At 38.0% G+C, this 15,762-nt stretch carries 15 protein-coding genes; 3 read left to right on the forward strand and 12 right to left on the reverse strand.

Annotated elements, in window-relative coordinates:
• Positions 1-116 precede the first annotated feature (116 nt).
• From EZY12_05160 to EZY12_05200, 9 genes are all read right to left on the reverse strand, one after another.
• Entirely contained in the window at positions 117-833 is a 717-nt protein-coding gene (locus EZY12_05160) for a response regulator transcription factor (GenBank protein QSX70520.1), read from the reverse strand.
• A 478-nt stretch (positions 834-1,311) separates the two neighbouring features.
• On the reverse strand, positions 1,312-2,484 hold the full coding sequence (moeB, locus tag EZY12_05165; GenBank protein ID QSX69062.1) for a molybdopterin-synthase adenylyltransferase MoeB: 1,173 nt from the start codon (positions 2,482-2,484) through the stop codon (positions 1,312-1,314).
• Positions 2,485-2,736: 252 nt separating this feature from the next.
• Positions 2,737-3,375, reverse strand: coding sequence for a TIGR02646 family protein (locus EZY12_05170; protein ID QSX69063.1), 639 nt, complete (start codon positions 3,373-3,375; stop codon positions 2,737-2,739).
• Entirely contained in the window at positions 3,372-4,742 is a 1,371-nt protein-coding gene (locus tag EZY12_05175) for an AAA family ATPase (GenBank protein ID QSX69064.1), read from the reverse strand. Before EZY12_05175 ends, EZY12_05170 begins: the two co-directional genes overlap by 4 nt.
• Before the next feature lie 73 nt (positions 4,743-4,815).
• Positions 4,816-5,388, reverse strand: coding sequence for a 5-formyltetrahydrofolate cyclo-ligase (locus EZY12_05180; GenBank protein QSX69065.1), 573 nt, complete (start codon positions 5,386-5,388; stop codon positions 4,816-4,818).
• A gap of 271 nt (positions 5,389-5,659) precedes the next feature.
• Positions 5,660-6,604 carry a GDP-L-fucose synthase gene (locus EZY12_05185; GenBank protein ID QSX69066.1) on the reverse strand — a complete coding sequence of 315 codons (945 nt, stop codon included), beginning with the start codon at positions 6,602-6,604 and terminating at the stop codon, positions 5,660-5,662.
• A gap of 20 nt (positions 6,605-6,624) precedes the next feature.
• On the reverse strand, positions 6,625-7,704 hold the full coding sequence (gmd, locus tag EZY12_05190) for a GDP-mannose 4,6-dehydratase (protein QSX69067.1): 1,080 nt from the start codon (positions 7,702-7,704) through the stop codon (positions 6,625-6,627).
• 405 nt (positions 7,705-8,109) lie between these two features.
• On the reverse strand, positions 8,110-8,868 hold the full coding sequence (locus EZY12_05195) for a sugar transferase (GenBank protein ID QSX70521.1): 759 nt from the start codon (positions 8,866-8,868) through the stop codon (positions 8,110-8,112).
• Between the two features lie 112 nt (positions 8,869-8,980).
• Positions 8,981-10,123: a glycosyltransferase gene (locus EZY12_05200; GenBank protein QSX69068.1), complete on the reverse strand. Its 1,143-nt coding sequence runs from the start codon at positions 10,121-10,123 to the stop codon at positions 8,981-8,983.
• 245 nt (positions 10,124-10,368) lie between these two features.
• On the opposite strand from EZY12_05200, the gene EZY12_05205 reads away from it, so the two are divergent.
• Entirely contained in the window at positions 10,369-11,301 is a 933-nt protein-coding gene (locus EZY12_05205; GenBank protein ID QSX69069.1) for an NAD-dependent epimerase/dehydratase family protein, read from the forward strand.
• A gap of 480 nt (positions 11,302-11,781) precedes the next feature.
• Here EZY12_05205 and EZY12_05210 read toward each other — a convergent pair whose 3' ends face one another.
• Positions 11,782-13,167 carry a DUF3370 domain-containing protein gene (locus EZY12_05210; protein ID QSX69070.1) on the reverse strand — a complete coding sequence of 462 codons (1,386 nt, stop codon included), beginning with the start codon at positions 13,165-13,167 and terminating at the stop codon, positions 11,782-11,784.
• A 38-nt stretch (positions 13,168-13,205) separates the two neighbouring features.
• A complete protein-coding gene (locus EZY12_05215) occupies positions 13,206-13,988 on the reverse strand; it encodes a hypothetical protein (GenBank protein ID QSX69071.1) in 783 nt (260 codons plus the stop codon).
• A gap of 66 nt (positions 13,989-14,054) precedes the next feature.
• Here EZY12_05215 and hisH point away from each other — a divergent pair, with 66 nt between their 5' ends.
• Positions 14,055-14,690 carry an imidazole glycerol phosphate synthase subunit HisH gene (hisH, locus tag EZY12_05220; protein ID QSX69072.1) on the forward strand — a complete coding sequence of 212 codons (636 nt, stop codon included), beginning with the start codon at positions 14,055-14,057 and terminating at the stop codon, positions 14,688-14,690.
• A 66-nt stretch (positions 14,691-14,756) separates the two neighbouring features.
• Entirely contained in the window at positions 14,757-15,317 is a 561-nt protein-coding gene (gene rsmD / locus EZY12_05225) for a 16S rRNA (guanine(966)-N(2))-methyltransferase RsmD (protein QSX69073.1), read from the forward strand.
• Positions 15,318-15,458: 141 nt separating this feature from the next.
• Here rsmD and petG read toward each other — a convergent pair whose 3' ends face one another.
• The gene (gene petG / locus EZY12_05230) at positions 15,459-15,572 is read right to left on the reverse strand and encodes a cytochrome b6-f complex subunit PetG (GenBank protein ID QSX69074.1); all 114 of its coding nucleotides are present in this window, start codon (positions 15,570-15,572) and stop codon (positions 15,459-15,461) included.
• Positions 15,573-15,762: the final 190 nt, after the last annotated feature.

Consider the following 15,762-nt stretch of genomic DNA (forward strand, 5'->3'; position numbering starts at 1 on the left):
CAATATCTACCGATTAATAACCTTGATCATCTAATCAAGCCCCAATATCATCACTTGGGTAATGGACGGATGCGACTAAGTTGTTAAGCTATCACAGCAATTATATTTTTCAAAGTTTAAATCGTGGTGTTTTCTGGTGGATCAAACTTATAGCCATAACCCCGCACCGTCTTAATAAACTCCGGCATACTAGAATCAGCTTCCATTTTCTTGCGTAATTGACCAATATGCACATCAACAACCCGGCCATCTCCCACATACTCACAACCCCAAATCTTTTGGATTAGTTGAGTACGACTCCAGGCTTGTCCAGGATGGGTAGCGAGGAAATACAAAATATTAAACTCCAAAGCGGTTAAGGCCAAAACTTTATTATTGAGTGTTACCTCTCGCGCTTCTGAGTTAATAGCTAACTGGTTAAAAGTGAGGCGTTGTGAGACACCAGGTTGGATATAACGAACCCGTCTTAATAGGGCTTCTACCCTAACTTCCACCTCAGCTAGACTAAATGGTTTAGTTAAAAAATCATCTGCCCCAGCAGCCAAAACTTTAATTTTATCAGCTTCATCATTGCGACTGGTAAGCATCATGACTAAGACATTGGTACGACTTTGCATTTCCTGGCAAAGTTTATAGCCATTTGCATCTGGTAAATTCCAATCGAGAATCACTAAAGCCGGATTTAATTTTTCAAAGGATATAAGCGCAGTTTTACCATCTGGGGCTGATTCTATTTCATATTTCCGACTCAAAAAACGCTGGATGAGATTGCGGACACTGGCATCATCATCTACAATGAGAATCTTGGATTTGGTTGTGGAAAGCGTATCCATCATAATGCGATCTATTATTGTTTTGGCAATTTGCTGTGATGATAGATGCTGCTGAAATTGGGTTTTTGAAAGTAATTTTACTCTCAATCCCTGGTTACTCATAGCAGGAATGTTAAAAGTCTTTTCGTATCTGATAACGCAGCAGGGATCTGTAGATAAAGCCAAGCTCCGCTAAAGCCATATTTTATAATTACTGAATCTCATCTCCTAGCTAGAAACTGCTATAGCTAAATATTCCATGAAGTTTATGCAAACTTTAGACATCTTACCCTTTAACAGAAGTATAAGTAATGGACAATTTTGGTATTTTTTTAAGATTTTTTTGTATCAATTATATCCAAGAATAAACCAAAGTTCTATATATTCAAAATATTAGATACCCGACTTTTCTAAAAATCGGGTATCTTTTTATTCAGATCAGATTAAGGATTGCTAGAGGAATTTCTGTGAGCATCATCAACAATCCCGCACAAAACTATTAATACTGAGGAACGGAAGCATCTACTTCTTGACTCCAAGCATTAATTCCCCCTTTGACATTTGTACCATTAATACCCGCTTCTTTGAGGATACCCAAGGCTTTGGCTGAACGTCCACCCAGTTTACAATGAGCAATTAAGCGGTGTCCATTGAGTAATTCTTTCACTTTAGCCACACCATCACCATTTTCAATATCTGGTAAAGGGACTAAAACTGAACCAGGAATTTTTGCAATTTCATACTCATGAGGATTACGCACATCTAGCAGCACAAAGTCCTTTGCACCACTATCTAATAATGCCTTCAATTCCTTGACAGTCATTTCTTTAATTTCCATCTGCTGTTTCGCTTCTTCGGCTTTAGCTTGGGGAATACCACAGAATTGTTCGTAATCTATGAGTTTGTCAATAACTGGACGGATAGGGTTAGGACGCAGTTTCAACTCCCGGAATTTCATATCCAAGGCGTTATAAAGCACCAGTCTACCGCTCAGGGTAGTACCATTACCCAAAATAATTTTGACTGTTTCTGTGGCTTGAATAATCCCAATCATTCCTGGTAGAATTCCTAAAACTCCACCTTCTGCACAGGAAGGAACCATTCCTGGTGGTGGTGGTTCGGGATATAAGTCACGATAGTTGGGACCACCTTCGTAGTTAAAGACGGTTGCTTGTCCTTCAAACCGGAAGATAGAACCATAAACGTTGGGTTTATCTAACAAGACGCAAGCATCATTCACTAAATACCGTGTAGGGAAATTATCAGTTCCATCCACAACGATATCGTAAGGACGAATAATATCGAGGGCGTTTTCTGCACTCAGCCGAGTTTCATACAAATCAACCTGACAATGGGGGTTAATTTCATGAATCCGGTTTTTTGCTGATTCGATTTTGGGTTTACCTACCCAGGATGTCCCATGAATAACTTGACGTTGCAAGTTGGAGGTATCCACAATATCAAAATCAACAATACCAATGCGGCCAATACCTGCGGCTGCAAGATATAGCAGCAGTGGTGAACCTAGTCCACCGGTACCGATACACAGGACACTAGCGGCTTTGAGGCGTTTTTGTCCTTCTACTCCCACTTCTGGTAAAATCAAGTGGCGGGAGTAGCGTTCGTAGTCGTCTTTTGTCAACTGGATTTCATCCAGATTGGGATTTAGCATAGCAGTTGTAGAAGTCAGCGCGGAGTATTAATGTTAACTTAAATTTGATAAATTTATTCAGTTCAATTGTCTCGGCTGGAAATTGGTGGTTCTCATTAAAAGTCTAGTTTTACAGTTTACCAGCTTGAACATTTTGTAGGGATAATATCACACAAGACTATTCTAGACAAGTACATATTTTATGCCATTCTGATGGTATAGCGGGATGATCGGAATGGGAATGATAGATCCCAATAATATTTAACTTACTGTTTAAGGGTTATTTAATCTTTTACTTAAATACCAAAAAATATATTGGCAATATGGACTATATTTGCCTTCTGCATCTTTGCTACTCAGTTCTTCTAGTGTCTTTTTGATGGCTTCTTTTGACCAAGTTTTTTTAGTAAACTTTTTATTCAACGCATTAATCACAGTAAATAATTCGGTTTGACGATTATCCTTGAGAGTTTGAAGGTTAAGATTTAAAATTTCATTTAAATCAGAATTGATATTTTCATCATCAGAAGAAATTTTTCCAGTAGAACTATATCTAATCTGATTTTCACAATTTTTACTAGAATCGGCTGGATTAATAGTTATTTCTGCATCACCTTTTCTTGGATTACAATGCTGATTATCCTTTTTGCTACCACGATTACCTGAACAAGAAGCAAGGAGATTTTTATAATTTATTTGTAATTCTGGATATTTACTTTGTGGTTCCCAATGCTCAATTTCCATATTTTCTTCAGATATTCGTCGCATACAATAGCAACAAATATAACCTTGTTCAGTTAGCAATGCCTTTTTTAAAGGTTCTTTTGGATGATATCCGTCATAATTTGCCCCGTCTATTTGTCGGTATTTTAGAAGGCAAGGAGGTTCTATTCCTTTGATAATGCGTTTCATTCTACCCTGTTTAAAAAGTCAATAAGTGTATGAGCTTTGACTATATCTAAATCATTTTCTCCCAATGATTCAGATAACTTTTGCAGTTCTAGTTTAGCTCCTTCTAAGTTATCATTATCTATCATTTCAAAACATTTGTCTATTCTTTCCTGCATTTTTACAGGTCTTTTTTCTACACCCATAACTTCAAACAGAATTGAATTACTGTCTCTCCCAAAAGTGTGGGGTGTAAAGTCTACAATTTTTGAATCTTCTAAAATAAATACGTTTTCTCGGTTCACTTCACTCAAGACTTGGGGTGAATGAGTTGTAACAATAAACTGACAATTTGGGAATGTTTTTCTAAAACTGGGAATGACAATTCTTTGCCATTGAGGATGTAAATGTAAATCTATTTCGTCAATTAATATTATTCCTGTTCCTTTTTCTAGTAATTCTGAAGGATTTGTAATACTAGGATTCAATATTGCTAACCTTCGTGCAATGTCGACTACTATCATTAGTAATGTTTTTTCACCATCGGAAAGTTGATCTAATTTAAAGTTTTCACCATTTTTTTTAATAACTAATGCAGGTTTACTTAAACGACGAATACCACCTTCTCTGTTAGAATTTGCACGCACTATGTGTAAATCGGAAAATTCGGCATTAGGAAAGCCTGCTAGAAATGTTTCTAATGCTTTTCTTATGATTTGAAGACGTGGATTTCTAAAGTCATTATCCTGTGTTAATCTAACTTCATTTTCATATTCTTCTTCTTCTTTAAACCAATATAAGAAATCTCTAAAATCATTTATATTTTCTGAAAAGGCTTTTTGATAACCAATAAGCCGACTTCCATAAGTATTTTCTCTCTCTTCTTCACTCATCTCATTGATGGCTGAAGATTTTATAAATATTCGGTTTGTTTGATAATAAACTATAATTGACAAAGGATAATTATTATTATTATCGGTTTCCATGATCGAATTTTCAATCAAAAAATTGGTTAAATTATCACTATCATCTGTTAGTTTTAAAATTATTTCTTTAATATAATTATCTACTTCTTTATTGTTTGGTTTAAATTGAGTTTTATCTCTATTTTTACCAACTTCCCAGTAGAGCTGATTCTGTAAGTCAACTTTAACACGAGTAGATATAAAAGTCTTATTGAAATTTATGTTAATATCATCGTCTTGCAGATAAAACTCATCACCTGATCTTAATCTAGATACATATTCATATAAAAGTATAGCAATACTATCTAAAATAGATGATTTACCAGAACCATTAGATCCAATGAACACAGTCAAATCAGGAGGAAGCATTAATTTAAGTTCTCGAAAACCTCGAAAGTTTTGTAAATGTAGTTCTTCAATACGCATAATTATAAATAGAAAACAATTGTAAATTTACAATACCAAGAAAATATTAGTTATTCTTCCACCTTTAGATAATTTAATAATTACCTAATCCATTTTCTGTAACCACGGTTTTCAAGGGTTTGTCCCAAGTATCAATAGGTAATTTAGATAAATAAGCAAAGTCAAAAACTACTCCGATTGTTGGTTTTTTAGCCCAATCTGGAGAATTTAACAACCTGTCATAATATCCCCCACCATAACCTAAGCGGTATCCTTGGATATCACAACCCACGCAGGGAACGAGAATTAAATCTACTGACTCGATTTCAATTATTGGCGCTTCGGGGTGTGGTTCTGTAATACCATAACTACCTATATTCATAACGTCTTCAGGTTGCCAAGAATGCCAAACTAGGGATTTATCAACACAACGGGGAAAACCCCAACGTTTGTCAGTGTTGGTATATAGCGAGCTAATATCAGGCTCTTGGCGAAAGCTGAAAAAAGCTAGAATTGTATTTGCTTGATTAAATATAACTGAGTTTTGGATGTTAGTAGTGAGGCGATCGCTCTTTTCTCTCCATTCTAATAATGTCATTGATTGGCGTTTTTTGAGTAGCGTCCGTCGCAGTTCTTTTTTATTTAGTTGTGAATTTATTTTCTGCAAGGCGATTCAATTATTTTGAATTTTAATTAAATTGGCGCTTAGAAACCGCGTCTACACAGGCAAAACCCAGATAGTGCGTGGGTTCAAATTTTTTATCTTTGTTTAGGGACTTCCAAATAAAAAAATGTCCCAAAACAGACGCAAAAATTCTCTCTCTGTGTTCTCTGTGCCTCTGTGGTTCGTTTATTGGGATAATTTATTTCTTGGAAGTCCCTTAGTCCGCGAAGGCGGACTTTGTTTGTGTAGCCGCGAATTCTATTCGCCGGGACTATTATGCAGCGTTTTTGCGCCACCAATCAATGGTATTTTTCAAGCCTTCTCTAAATTCTACCTGAGCAGTAAAGCCAAAAGCCTGTTTTGCTCTTTCGGTATCTAAACAACGTCGAGGTTGGCCATTAGGTTTGTCGGTTTCCCACACAAGTTCACCTTCATATTCCATCAATTCGCATATTAAGGTAATTAAATCTTTGATAGAGATTTCATAACCAGTTCCTAAATTCACTGGTTCAGCATCATTATAAAACTGAGTTCCCATGACTATTCCCCGGGCTGCATCTGTAGAATACAAAAACTCACGAGTAGGAGAACCATCACCCCAAACAGGAAGTTGTTTTTCTCCTCTAGTTTGGGCTTCTTGCACTTTGCGAATTAAAGCCGGAATCACATGAGAACTGCTGGGGTTGAAATTATCTTCTGGTCCATACAGGTTCACTGGTAGGAGATAAATCCCATTAAAGTCATACTGCTGACGATAGGATTGCAGTTGCACTAAGAGGGCTTTTTTCGCTACTCCATAGGGAGCGTTAGTTTCTTCTGGATAACCATTCCAGATGTCATCTTCTTTAAAGGGTACAGGAGTAAATTTAGGATAAGCGCAGATAGTTCCTACACAAACAAACTTTTCTATTCCCTGTTGATAAGCTGCATGGATTAGCTGAGTCCCCATGATCAAGTTATCGTAAAACAACTCACCTGGTTTTTCTCGGTTCAGACCAATACCACCGACATGAGCGGCTAGGTGAATGATAATATCCTGTTGGTCTGCTGCGCGTTGGCAATTTTCCCAAACACGTAAATCACAATCATGCGATCGCGTGACTGTAATTTTCTCACGATTAGCACCATTTTGACACAGTTGGTCTATTACCTGACGACCGAGGAAACCCGCACCACCAGTAACAAGAATCCGTTTATTTTCTAATTCTAAAGCAGTCATATTATTATCCTTGATCTGAATTAAAAGTGCAGAGATCCTAGTTCTTGACGGGTAGTAGCAATATCCTGAGGTGGTTTTGATCCATTACCATTGGCAGCAATGCAACCCAAAGCTTGTAAATCAGATTCCACCATGAGAGAAACAAGTTCGGGAAATGTTATAGATGGTTTCCAACCTAGCTTTTGCTGTGCCTTAGCTGGATCACCAATGAGCAAATCCACTTCCGCAGGACGCAAATAACGTTCATCGAACTCTACGTATTTTTGCCAATCGAGATTAACATAACTAAATGCTAACTCTAGAAACTCTTTGACTGAATGGGTTTCACCAGTAGCTACTACATAATCATCTGGTTGTTCTTGTTGCAACATTAACCACATGGCTTTTACATAATCTTTGGCATAACCCCAATCTCGCTTAGAGTCCAAATTACCCATGAAGATATTTTTTTGTTTACCAGCGACAATGCGGGCTACGGCTCTAGTTATTTTGCGGGTAACAAAGGTTTCACCTCTTCTGGGAGATTCATGATTAAAAAGAATACCATTACAAGCAAATAAATTGTAAGATTCACGGTAATTTATTGTTTGCCAGTGGGCGTATACCTTAGCACAAGCGTAGGGACTGCGGGGATAGAAGGGTGTGGTTTCACTTTGGGGGACTGCTTGTACTAAACCATACATTTCCGATGAACCAGCTTGATAGAAACGGACTTCAATCCCCGTCCGATGTTGATAGTCGCGGATTGCTTCTAACAAACGCAATGTACCCATACCTACAGCATCTACTGTATATTCTGGAGAATCGAAACTCACTCTGACGTGGGATTGGGCGCCCAAGTTATAAATTTCTGTAGGCTTAACTTCTTCTAAAATCCGTCGCAGTGTAGTTCCATCCGTCAAGTCCCCATAGTGGAGAAACAGTCTTGCATCCTCATTATGGGGATCTTCGTACATATGATCAATCCGGTCTGTATTAAAGGTGGAAGTCCGACGAATAATCCCGTGGACTTCATAACCTTGTTCTAGTAATAACTCTGTTAAATAGGAACCATCTTGACCAGTAATACCAGTAATTAAAGCCCGTTTTCTTTGTGTCATGCTTGGTGATACCTCGTTGTTTTTAGTTAAAAATCACAAACTGTCTGATATAAATTAGCAGTTAATTGGCAGAACCGCGTGATAGGATAGTTATTAGTCGCTATCAAAAGTTAACGGTCAGCAAATATTTGTGCTAGAAAACACTTTAACAAATAATTATCAGTTTAGTTTAGTTAAAATTTCACATTCTTGATTCTACGTATATTAATTATTGTCTGTGCTAAAAAAATATTTGCTAGTGGATATATACTTAACACGGCTTAATTATTTAATTCGTCGGGTAGGGGTAAAGCAATACTTAACCCAACCGTTTTGAGTATATGTAAAAAAAAATTTATACTTTTGCCATGAAAAATAGTTTTTGGGGCATAATATTGCCCCATAACAGGTAATTTGCGTACTTACTTAGTAAGCTCCTTTATTTTTGGGCATAATGACAACATTAACTGTTTTCAGGATGATCCACAAATCAAGCCAAAAATTCCTAAAATTGACATAGTGTAAGTCTATTTGCACCCGTCGGGGATAAGGAATATCATTACGTCCAGACACTTGCCATAAACCAGTAATTCCGGGACGAATCGTTAAAACATGATTGATATAATCACCATATTTTATTAATTCTTCCGCTACTAAAGGTCGTGGACCAACTACACTCATATCTCCTTTGAGAACATTCCAAAATTGGGGAAACTCATCTAAGCTGGTAATTCGCAAAAAATGTCCAATTTTAGTGATTCTAGGGTCTATTTTTAGCTTAAAATTGTCTTCAAATTCTTCTCGCAGGTTGGGTGATGTTGCCATCATTTCGACGAGAATTTCGTCGGCATTGTTGACCATGGTGCGAAATTTAATACAATTAAAGCTATGGTAGTTTTTGCCTACCCGTTCTTGAACATAAAAAATCGGACCTTTTGAGCTTAGGGCTATTAATAAGGCCAATATTATGTAAAGGGGAGAACACAAGATCAAGACCGACAATGAAAAAACTATATCAAATAGTCGTTTAAAAAACTCTCCGTATAAACCCTGAAAAGATAAACTTCTGGATTTCACCTTTGGCTGTTTAACTTTTTGACCACGTTTTGATAAAACAGCCATAGATGTACTGTTTTCCTTACGCGGGTATCGCTTGCCGGAGAGGAGTGAACTCTGGGCAGTCATCATACTCCTTTATAATCCACACCACACATAGTCCCAATCTTAAAGCTAAAAGACAGTAATTTTGAGGAAAAATTCCTTGTCTTCTGACAAGATAAATACAAAAGGCTGATGTTTACTTTAGGTAAACTCTTTTTTCACGACATTCATTCACAAAACCTAGATAACGTTCTGCAAAAACCTGGCGAGAGAATTGATTAGCGTGTGTTTGTATATACTCGTAATTGTATAAATGCTGATAAGCTACAAATTTTTCTACGGCATCTACTAAAGCTCCTACTGTTTGGATTTTAAATAATATACCAGTTCCTGTATCAGGATGAGTACGAATATCTCTAACTGTTTCTAATGCACCACCTACACCTAATGCAATTACAGGAGTGCCACAAGCTTGGGCTTCAACTAAGGCAATCCCAAAATCTTCGCAAGCCGCATAAACAAAGGCTTTGGCACGAGCCATATATTCTTTGACAATATGATCGGGTTGCCATCCTAAAATTTGAATATGTGGTTGGGCTATTTCCCGGATTTTGTTCACTTCGGGACCTGTGCCAATAATAATCAAAGGTTTTTTTAGGTGGTTAAAAGCCTCGACAATTAAGGAAACTTGTTTATAACTCACTAATCGGGAAACTATCAGGTAAAAATCCTCTTTTTCTGGAGAAAATAAACATTCATCAAGGTTAACTGGGGGATAGATCACGGTTGCTTCCCGCCGATAGCAACGCCAAATCCGTCTGGCTGTGTGTTGGGAGTTGGCAATGAAATAATCTACCCGGTTAGCACTAATTACGTCCCATTGCCGTAAGTTATGGAGGATGTAGCGTGTAATCCAGCCAATTCCTCCTTTGCCTAGTTTACTTTGGTTGAGATAATCAAAGGTTAAGTCCCATGCGTAGCGCATAGGGCTATGGCAATAACAAATATGCAATTGATTAGGCGTGGTTAAGACTCCTTTAGCTACAGCATGAGATGAAGATAAAATGATTTCATATTCTCGCAAATCCAATTGCTCAATGGCCAAGGGTAATAAGGGTAAATATTTTTGGACTCCTTGACGCGCTTGAGGAAAGTTCTGTAAAAACGTTGTGCCAATTTGACGTTTGTACAAATAACTTTCTGGATTGGTGGATTCAAAATCTATCAAGGCATACAAATCAGCATCTATGTGATTTAATATTTCCTGAACTACGAGTTCTGAACCACCTGTAGCTTGTGGGGTTAACCACTCATGAACTAAAGCATATTTTAAAGACACAGTTAACTTGAATGGGTGGAAGGTAATTAAACAAATTTAATGAGGTGATCTTCAGTATTCCTGATTCTCATAAGAATACCCGGTAAGTGGGAAACTCAGCGGCTTGACCTAGAAATGGGAAAAGACCCAGATTGAATATAAGATACAATCCTACCAAAAGATGTTCCATCAGAGATACTCCAACCTGATAACCTCAGAGATAAGGGTGATTTTCCCACTTTTAGTTATTGAGGAATTAGGAAGTTATGCGGATTCTGGTGATTGGTGGAACTCGTTTCATTGGTGTGTACTTAACTCAACTACTGATGAAGGCTGGACACGAGGTGGTTTTGTTCAATCGTGGTAATCATTCTGCACCTTCAGGAGTAGGACAAATTATAGGCGATCGCACTGACTCAATACAACTTAAAGAAAAGTTAGCACAAGAAACTTTTGATGTCGTTTTTGATAATAATGGTAGAGAATTAACAGATACTCAACCCCTGGCAGATATTTTCCAAGGACGAGTAAAACACTTTGTCTACATGAGTTCGGCTGGGGTATATCTCAAATCTGAGCAAATGCCCCATATAGAAGGGGATACTGTTGATCCTCAGAGTCGTCACAAGGGTAAGCATGAAACGGAAGCTTACTTGCAACAATTAGGCATTCCCTTTACTTCTATTCGTCCTACTTATATCTACGGGCCGCAAAATTATAATCCTTTGGAAAGTTGGTTTTTTGATAGAATTGTGCGCGATCGCCCGATTCCGATTCCTGGTAATGGTATGCACATCACCCAGCTAGGCCATATTCAGGATTTGGCTCAAGCGATGACCCAGATAATTGGTAATGAAAAGGCAATTGGGGAGATTTATAATATATCAGGCGATCGCTTTGTCACTTTCGACGGTTTAGCTCGCGCTTGTGCTGTGGCTGCTGGTAAGTCTGCCAATGATCTGAAAATCGTCCATTATGACCCCAAAAAGTTTGATTTTGGTAAACGCAAATCTTTTCCTATGCGGGTTCAGCATTTCTTTGCATCGGTGAATAAGGCACAAATAGAATTAAATTGGCAACCTCAATATGATTTAATTTCTGGTTTACAAGATTCTTGGAAAAATGATTATTTACTCAATGGACAAGATCAATTAGAAGTTGATTTTTCTGTAGATGATGAGATTTTGAAGGGCGGTTAAAAACCGCGTCTACACAGGCAAAACCCACCTGCGTGGGTTCTAAGTTTTTAATTTTTTCTTGATCTTTGTAAATCCTTAATTGTCTGATAGCGGAGCGTGGCGCAAGCCATATCAGGATGCCCAGGATTAGAGGATTTTCAGGATTTTGTTTGCCTATTTATCTGCATATATTTTGGATTTTTCCAGATGAGTTTTTTCTTCATCCTGAAAATCCTTAAATCCTGTAAATCCTGATTCAGACAATTGACATTTTCTGGCTTTGAATTTTTTCCATAATGACCGAAAAATTTTAGATTTTAGATTTTAGATTTTAGATTGGGAATTTTCGGTACAGGTTCCCCGCCCCTTCAGGGCGGAATTCATCCAAAATACTCGCTGCGCTGCGTACGCTTCGCTAACGCCAATCTAAAATCCTCAAGCTCCACATTTTAGGGTGGAGTAAATCCAAAATCCAAAATCGTAAATCCAAAATTGACTGACCTATTTAACTTGAGTTGAAACTGTTAAAACTTGTGGTGGTGTCGCATCAGGTGGATAAATAAGGTCAACTTGTAATAAAGAAGTATTACCTGGTTTTATATTCAATGTTGCCAAAGGTTCTCCTATTTCACCACGCTTTTGCACTAAATGGATAAATTTATTTTGCCATTTTCCTTGTTCTTTATAGCGTAAGCGCACAGTTCCCCTGAAGAAGACTTGACGCGCTGGCAGCTTGAAAAAGCGTAGTCCGGACTTACTTAACTCGTTCTCTTTTATGGGAGTTTGGATCGCAATACTCACAGTTTGTTGCTTTTGAGTATTGTTGTATAAAGGTAGCTTGAGACTATATTGAATCCCATAATTACCATGAGCGTAATAAGCGGTGTCAGGATAGCGCACTAACATAGGTGCAGTTTGAATTTGATTTGTTCCCAACATTCCCCCATGTAATGTACTTAAACCGTAGGAAAACGCTGCACCAGGTTGAGGAATGGTTAAATAATTGCTTTTAGGTTCATCTACTAGATCTGCTACCCATCGAGAACCTTTAGATACTCCAGCTACACGTCCGTAAACTCCTGGTTTATTGTTTCCTACTATGGGAGTAGGAACTTTATCTCTAGGGGTAGATAATTCACCATTATCTAATAAATTTTGCCATTCTGCTAAATTGGGCGATCTCTCACTACCATCAGTATTTATCCGGGCAAACATTGCCAAACTGGCGGCATAAACATTACCATTACTTCGCAATCGCAGATATGTAGAACGACCATTAATGGGTGGCGTAAGTCCTTGTACGGGAATTGGTAAATTTAATAACATCTGACTTTTCCCTGGAGGAATGACAATTTGTGGGGGAACAATATCTTGTCTTTTTCCTCTCAAAATATCAGACATGACTCGACTACCAGGCCCAGAAAAAACTGTTCCTAAGTCATTGGCAAGTAAAGATGGTATTTCCTTAAATGGGGCATCTGGTTGACTTAAATAACTCGCACCTTGCAATATATTTACTGTCACTGGTTGAGAACCAGGATTATGTAAGATGATGCCCAAATACAAAGAACGTAAATTGTCTGGTGCAATGACTCCTTTGTCGTCACGCAGGCTATCAGCTTTCGCAATATGATGGGCAAAAATATCAAACTGTCCGCGCAAGGGAAAATCTAAATGGGCTGATGTGACTTTTTTCCCTGCTGCTGGAAAGGTAGAAAGTAAAATTCCTTCTTTTAATACCAGTTCTGGACTATTGCTATTAAAGACCGGTACTAAATCCAATTTTCCTGGCAAAGGACGTACTGATTGTATTTGTAATATTTCTTCTGGTGGTGGTGTCACAGGAACAGCTTGAGCAAGAGTGAAAGCAAGTAATAGTGGCAACATAATACTGAGTAAATTTCTTGAAACAGACGTGAATATTTCTAGAGAAGTGCCAAGTTGTTCATGATCAAAACGAAATCAGCAATTATTTCCAGCAAATTTTCTGGATTTAAAATGGGAACATGAACAAAAATACACTTAATTGACAGTTGGGACTGGTGTAAATAGTCCAAGATTGAATAATAAAGTCCCTCGCAAACAAACTTACCACAGTCGTAGCTAATCTCAACTGCTGCTGTTTGGACTAATAATTTTTCGATATCAACGGTGGTTTGTAAGATATTTTCGGGAGAATTTATAGACTCTTGGGGCAAGATGCCTGTGTTACTGGCAAAGACTTCTACAGTTAATTGTGAACGACTTGCAGCCATGCCACAACAAATAATATAGTCGGGTTGGATGTCATGAATTTTGGCAATGACGCGAGAACTAGATTGTTGCACGTCTACCGGCAAACGGTGCAAAAAATTTAAATCATGGGGGAGTGATGCCATTTTGGCTAGTGCGAGTAACAAGTCATCGGATGAATTTGACTTTTGTTGACTTAACCAAATGTCAGTGTTACTGGCAAAGACTTCTACAGTTAATTGTGAACGACTTGCAGCCATGCCACAACAAATAATATAGTCGGGTTGGATGTCATGAATTTTGGCAATGACGCGAGAACTAGATTGTTGCACGTCTACCGGCAAACGGTGCAAAAAATTTAAATCATGGGGGAGTGATGCCATTTTGGCTAGTGCGAGTAACAAGTCATCGGATGAATTTGACTTTTGTTGACTTAACCAAATGTCAAAAGAAGTTAATAGTATTTTTTTGTGCATAATAAATATTATTTAGAATTAGAATAATAGAATGCCCTCCCTCATAAATTTACAAGGAGCAGCTAAATGCCAGTGATTGCAGTTGTTGATTACGATATGGGAAATTTGCACTCTGTCTGCAAAGGATTAGAAAAAGCTGGTGCAACTCCTCACGTTACTTATTGTTCTCAAGAGTTGGCAAAAGCAGATGCTATAGTTTTGCCAGGAGTGGGAGCATTTGATCCGGCTGTACAACATTTGCGAGCGCGTGGTTTGGAAAAACCTATTAAAGATGCGATTGCTTCTGGTAAACCTTTTTTGGGTATTTGTCTAGGATTACAAATTTTGTTTGAATCCAGCGCCGAAGGAACTTTACCAGGGTTAGGAATTGTGCCGGGAAAAGTCCGCCGTTTTCGTTCTCAACCGGGAATGACAATTCCCCACATGGGTTGGAATCAACTCCAACTCAACCAACCAAAAAGTCTTTTGTGGGAACATTTGCCTATCGATCCTTGGGTTTATTTTGTTCATTCCTTCTATGTTGAACCAACAAATCCCCAAATTCGGGCTGCAACTGTTACTCATGGTGATCAAACTTTTACGGCGGCGATCGCTCATGAAAATATCATGGCGGTTCAATTCCATCCTGAAAAATCATCAAATGTGGGGTTGCAAATTCTATCTAATTTTGTGGCTCAAGTCCGCGAAAAAGTTTTTGCTTAATAAAAGTTTGCAATATTTTCAGGTGTTTATTTACTCAAATTTCAAGCATTTAATGATCAATAACTAATGAGTCTGAGAATTTACGGGAATCGTCTGCTTAAAACCTTACCAGGTGAACATACCAGACCTACCAGTGCGCGAGTACGGGAGGCATTATTTAATATTTGGCAGGGAACAATCGCTGGTTGTCGCTGGTTAGATTTGTGCGCCGGTAGTGGTTCTATTGGTGCGGAAGCTTTATGTCGGGAAGCCAGCGTTGTGATCGGTATTGAAGAATCAAGTCTTGCCTGTGCCATAATTCAAGAAAATTGGCAACAGGTAGCCAAGCCAGAACAGAAATTTCAGTTATTACGGGGAAACGTCACCCAACAGTTAAAAAAATTATCAGGTCAAAAATTTGACAGAATATATTTTGATCCACCTTATACTAGTGGATTATATGAACCAGTATTAGAAGCGATCGCTCAATATCAGCTTTTAGATTCCCAAGGAGAAATAGCCGTCGAACATCGTTACCGAAATTGGCAACCATCAAACATTTCCAACTGGGAAATCTGCCGTCAAAAAAGTTATGGTAAAACAACTTTGACATTTTATCAGGAACAGGGAACAGAGAACAGAGAATAGGGGGAAGAATTTTCTTCTTCTTGATAGCACCGCGTGGTGTAAGCCATACTCCTGAATCATAACTGTAGGGGCGTATTGCTATACGCCCCTATTGATTTCTATACGGGCGTATTGCTATACGCCCCTACTCCTTAATTAATATCAGCCGCCTAGTTCGTTAGGACGCTTGTATTGTCTATAGGCAGCGTAGAATAAACCGCTTAAAGTTACAAAAACCAAACCAAGCACAATGCCAGATAGTAGGGGTTCAACCACTGTAAGTCTCCTTGTTGTAATTATTGAAAGATTCGTTCCCTGTTTTCTATTTTACCAAATTTGGCATGAATCCCGCATCTCATATCCCTTTTAAATCTAAATAATAGATAAAAATCATCATTTGTACTTGCGAACACAATCAAGAAATTTTAAGATATGTGTAGGAAATTAAAACTTGCACATTGTCAAA

The sequence above is a fragment of the Dolichospermum sp. DET69 genome, assembly GCA_017355425.1.
Lineage (GTDB): Bacteria > Cyanobacteriota > Cyanobacteriia > Cyanobacteriales > Nostocaceae > Dolichospermum.

What these genes read in the sequence shown, in the direction of transcription:
- EZY12_05170 (QSX69063.1), bottom strand. Translation starts at nt 3,375, where the DNA reads ATGAAACGCATTATCAAAGGAATAGAACCTCCTTGCCTTCTAAAATAC.
- EZY12_05160 (QSX70520.1), bottom strand. Translation starts at nt 833, where the DNA reads ATGGATACGCTTTCCACAACCAAATCCAAGATTCTCATTGTAGATGAT.
- EZY12_05175 (QSX69064.1), bottom strand. Translation starts at nt 4,742, where the DNA reads ATGCGTATTGAAGAACTACATTTACAAAACTTTCGAGGTTTTCGAGAA.
- gmd (QSX69067.1), bottom strand. Translation starts at nt 7,704, where the DNA reads ATGACACAAAGAAAACGGGCTTTAATTACTGGTATTACTGGTCAAGAT.
- EZY12_05205 (QSX69069.1), top strand. Translation starts at nt 10,369, where the DNA reads ATGCGGATTCTGGTGATTGGTGGAACTCGTTTCATTGGTGTGTACTTA.
- EZY12_05210 (QSX69070.1), bottom strand. Translation starts at nt 13,167, where the DNA reads ATGTTGCCACTATTACTTGCTTTCACTCTTGCTCAAGCTGTTCCTGTG.
- moeB (QSX69062.1), bottom strand. Translation starts at nt 2,484, where the DNA reads ATGCTAAATCCCAATCTGGATGAAATCCAGTTGACAAAAGACGACTAC.
- EZY12_05195 (QSX70521.1), bottom strand. Translation starts at nt 8,868, where the DNA reads ATGACTGCCCAGAGTTCACTCCTCTCCGGCAAGCGATACCCGCGTAAG.
- EZY12_05215 (QSX69071.1), bottom strand. Translation starts at nt 13,988, where the DNA reads ATGCACAAAAAAATACTATTAACTTCTTTTGACATTTGGTTAAGTCAA.
- EZY12_05185 (QSX69066.1), bottom strand. Translation starts at nt 6,604, where the DNA reads ATGACTGCTTTAGAATTAGAAAATAAACGGATTCTTGTTACTGGTGGT.
- hisH (QSX69072.1), top strand. Translation starts at nt 14,055, where the DNA reads ATGCCAGTGATTGCAGTTGTTGATTACGATATGGGAAATTTGCACTCT.
- rsmD (QSX69073.1), top strand. Translation starts at nt 14,757, where the DNA reads ATGAGTCTGAGAATTTACGGGAATCGTCTGCTTAAAACCTTACCAGGT.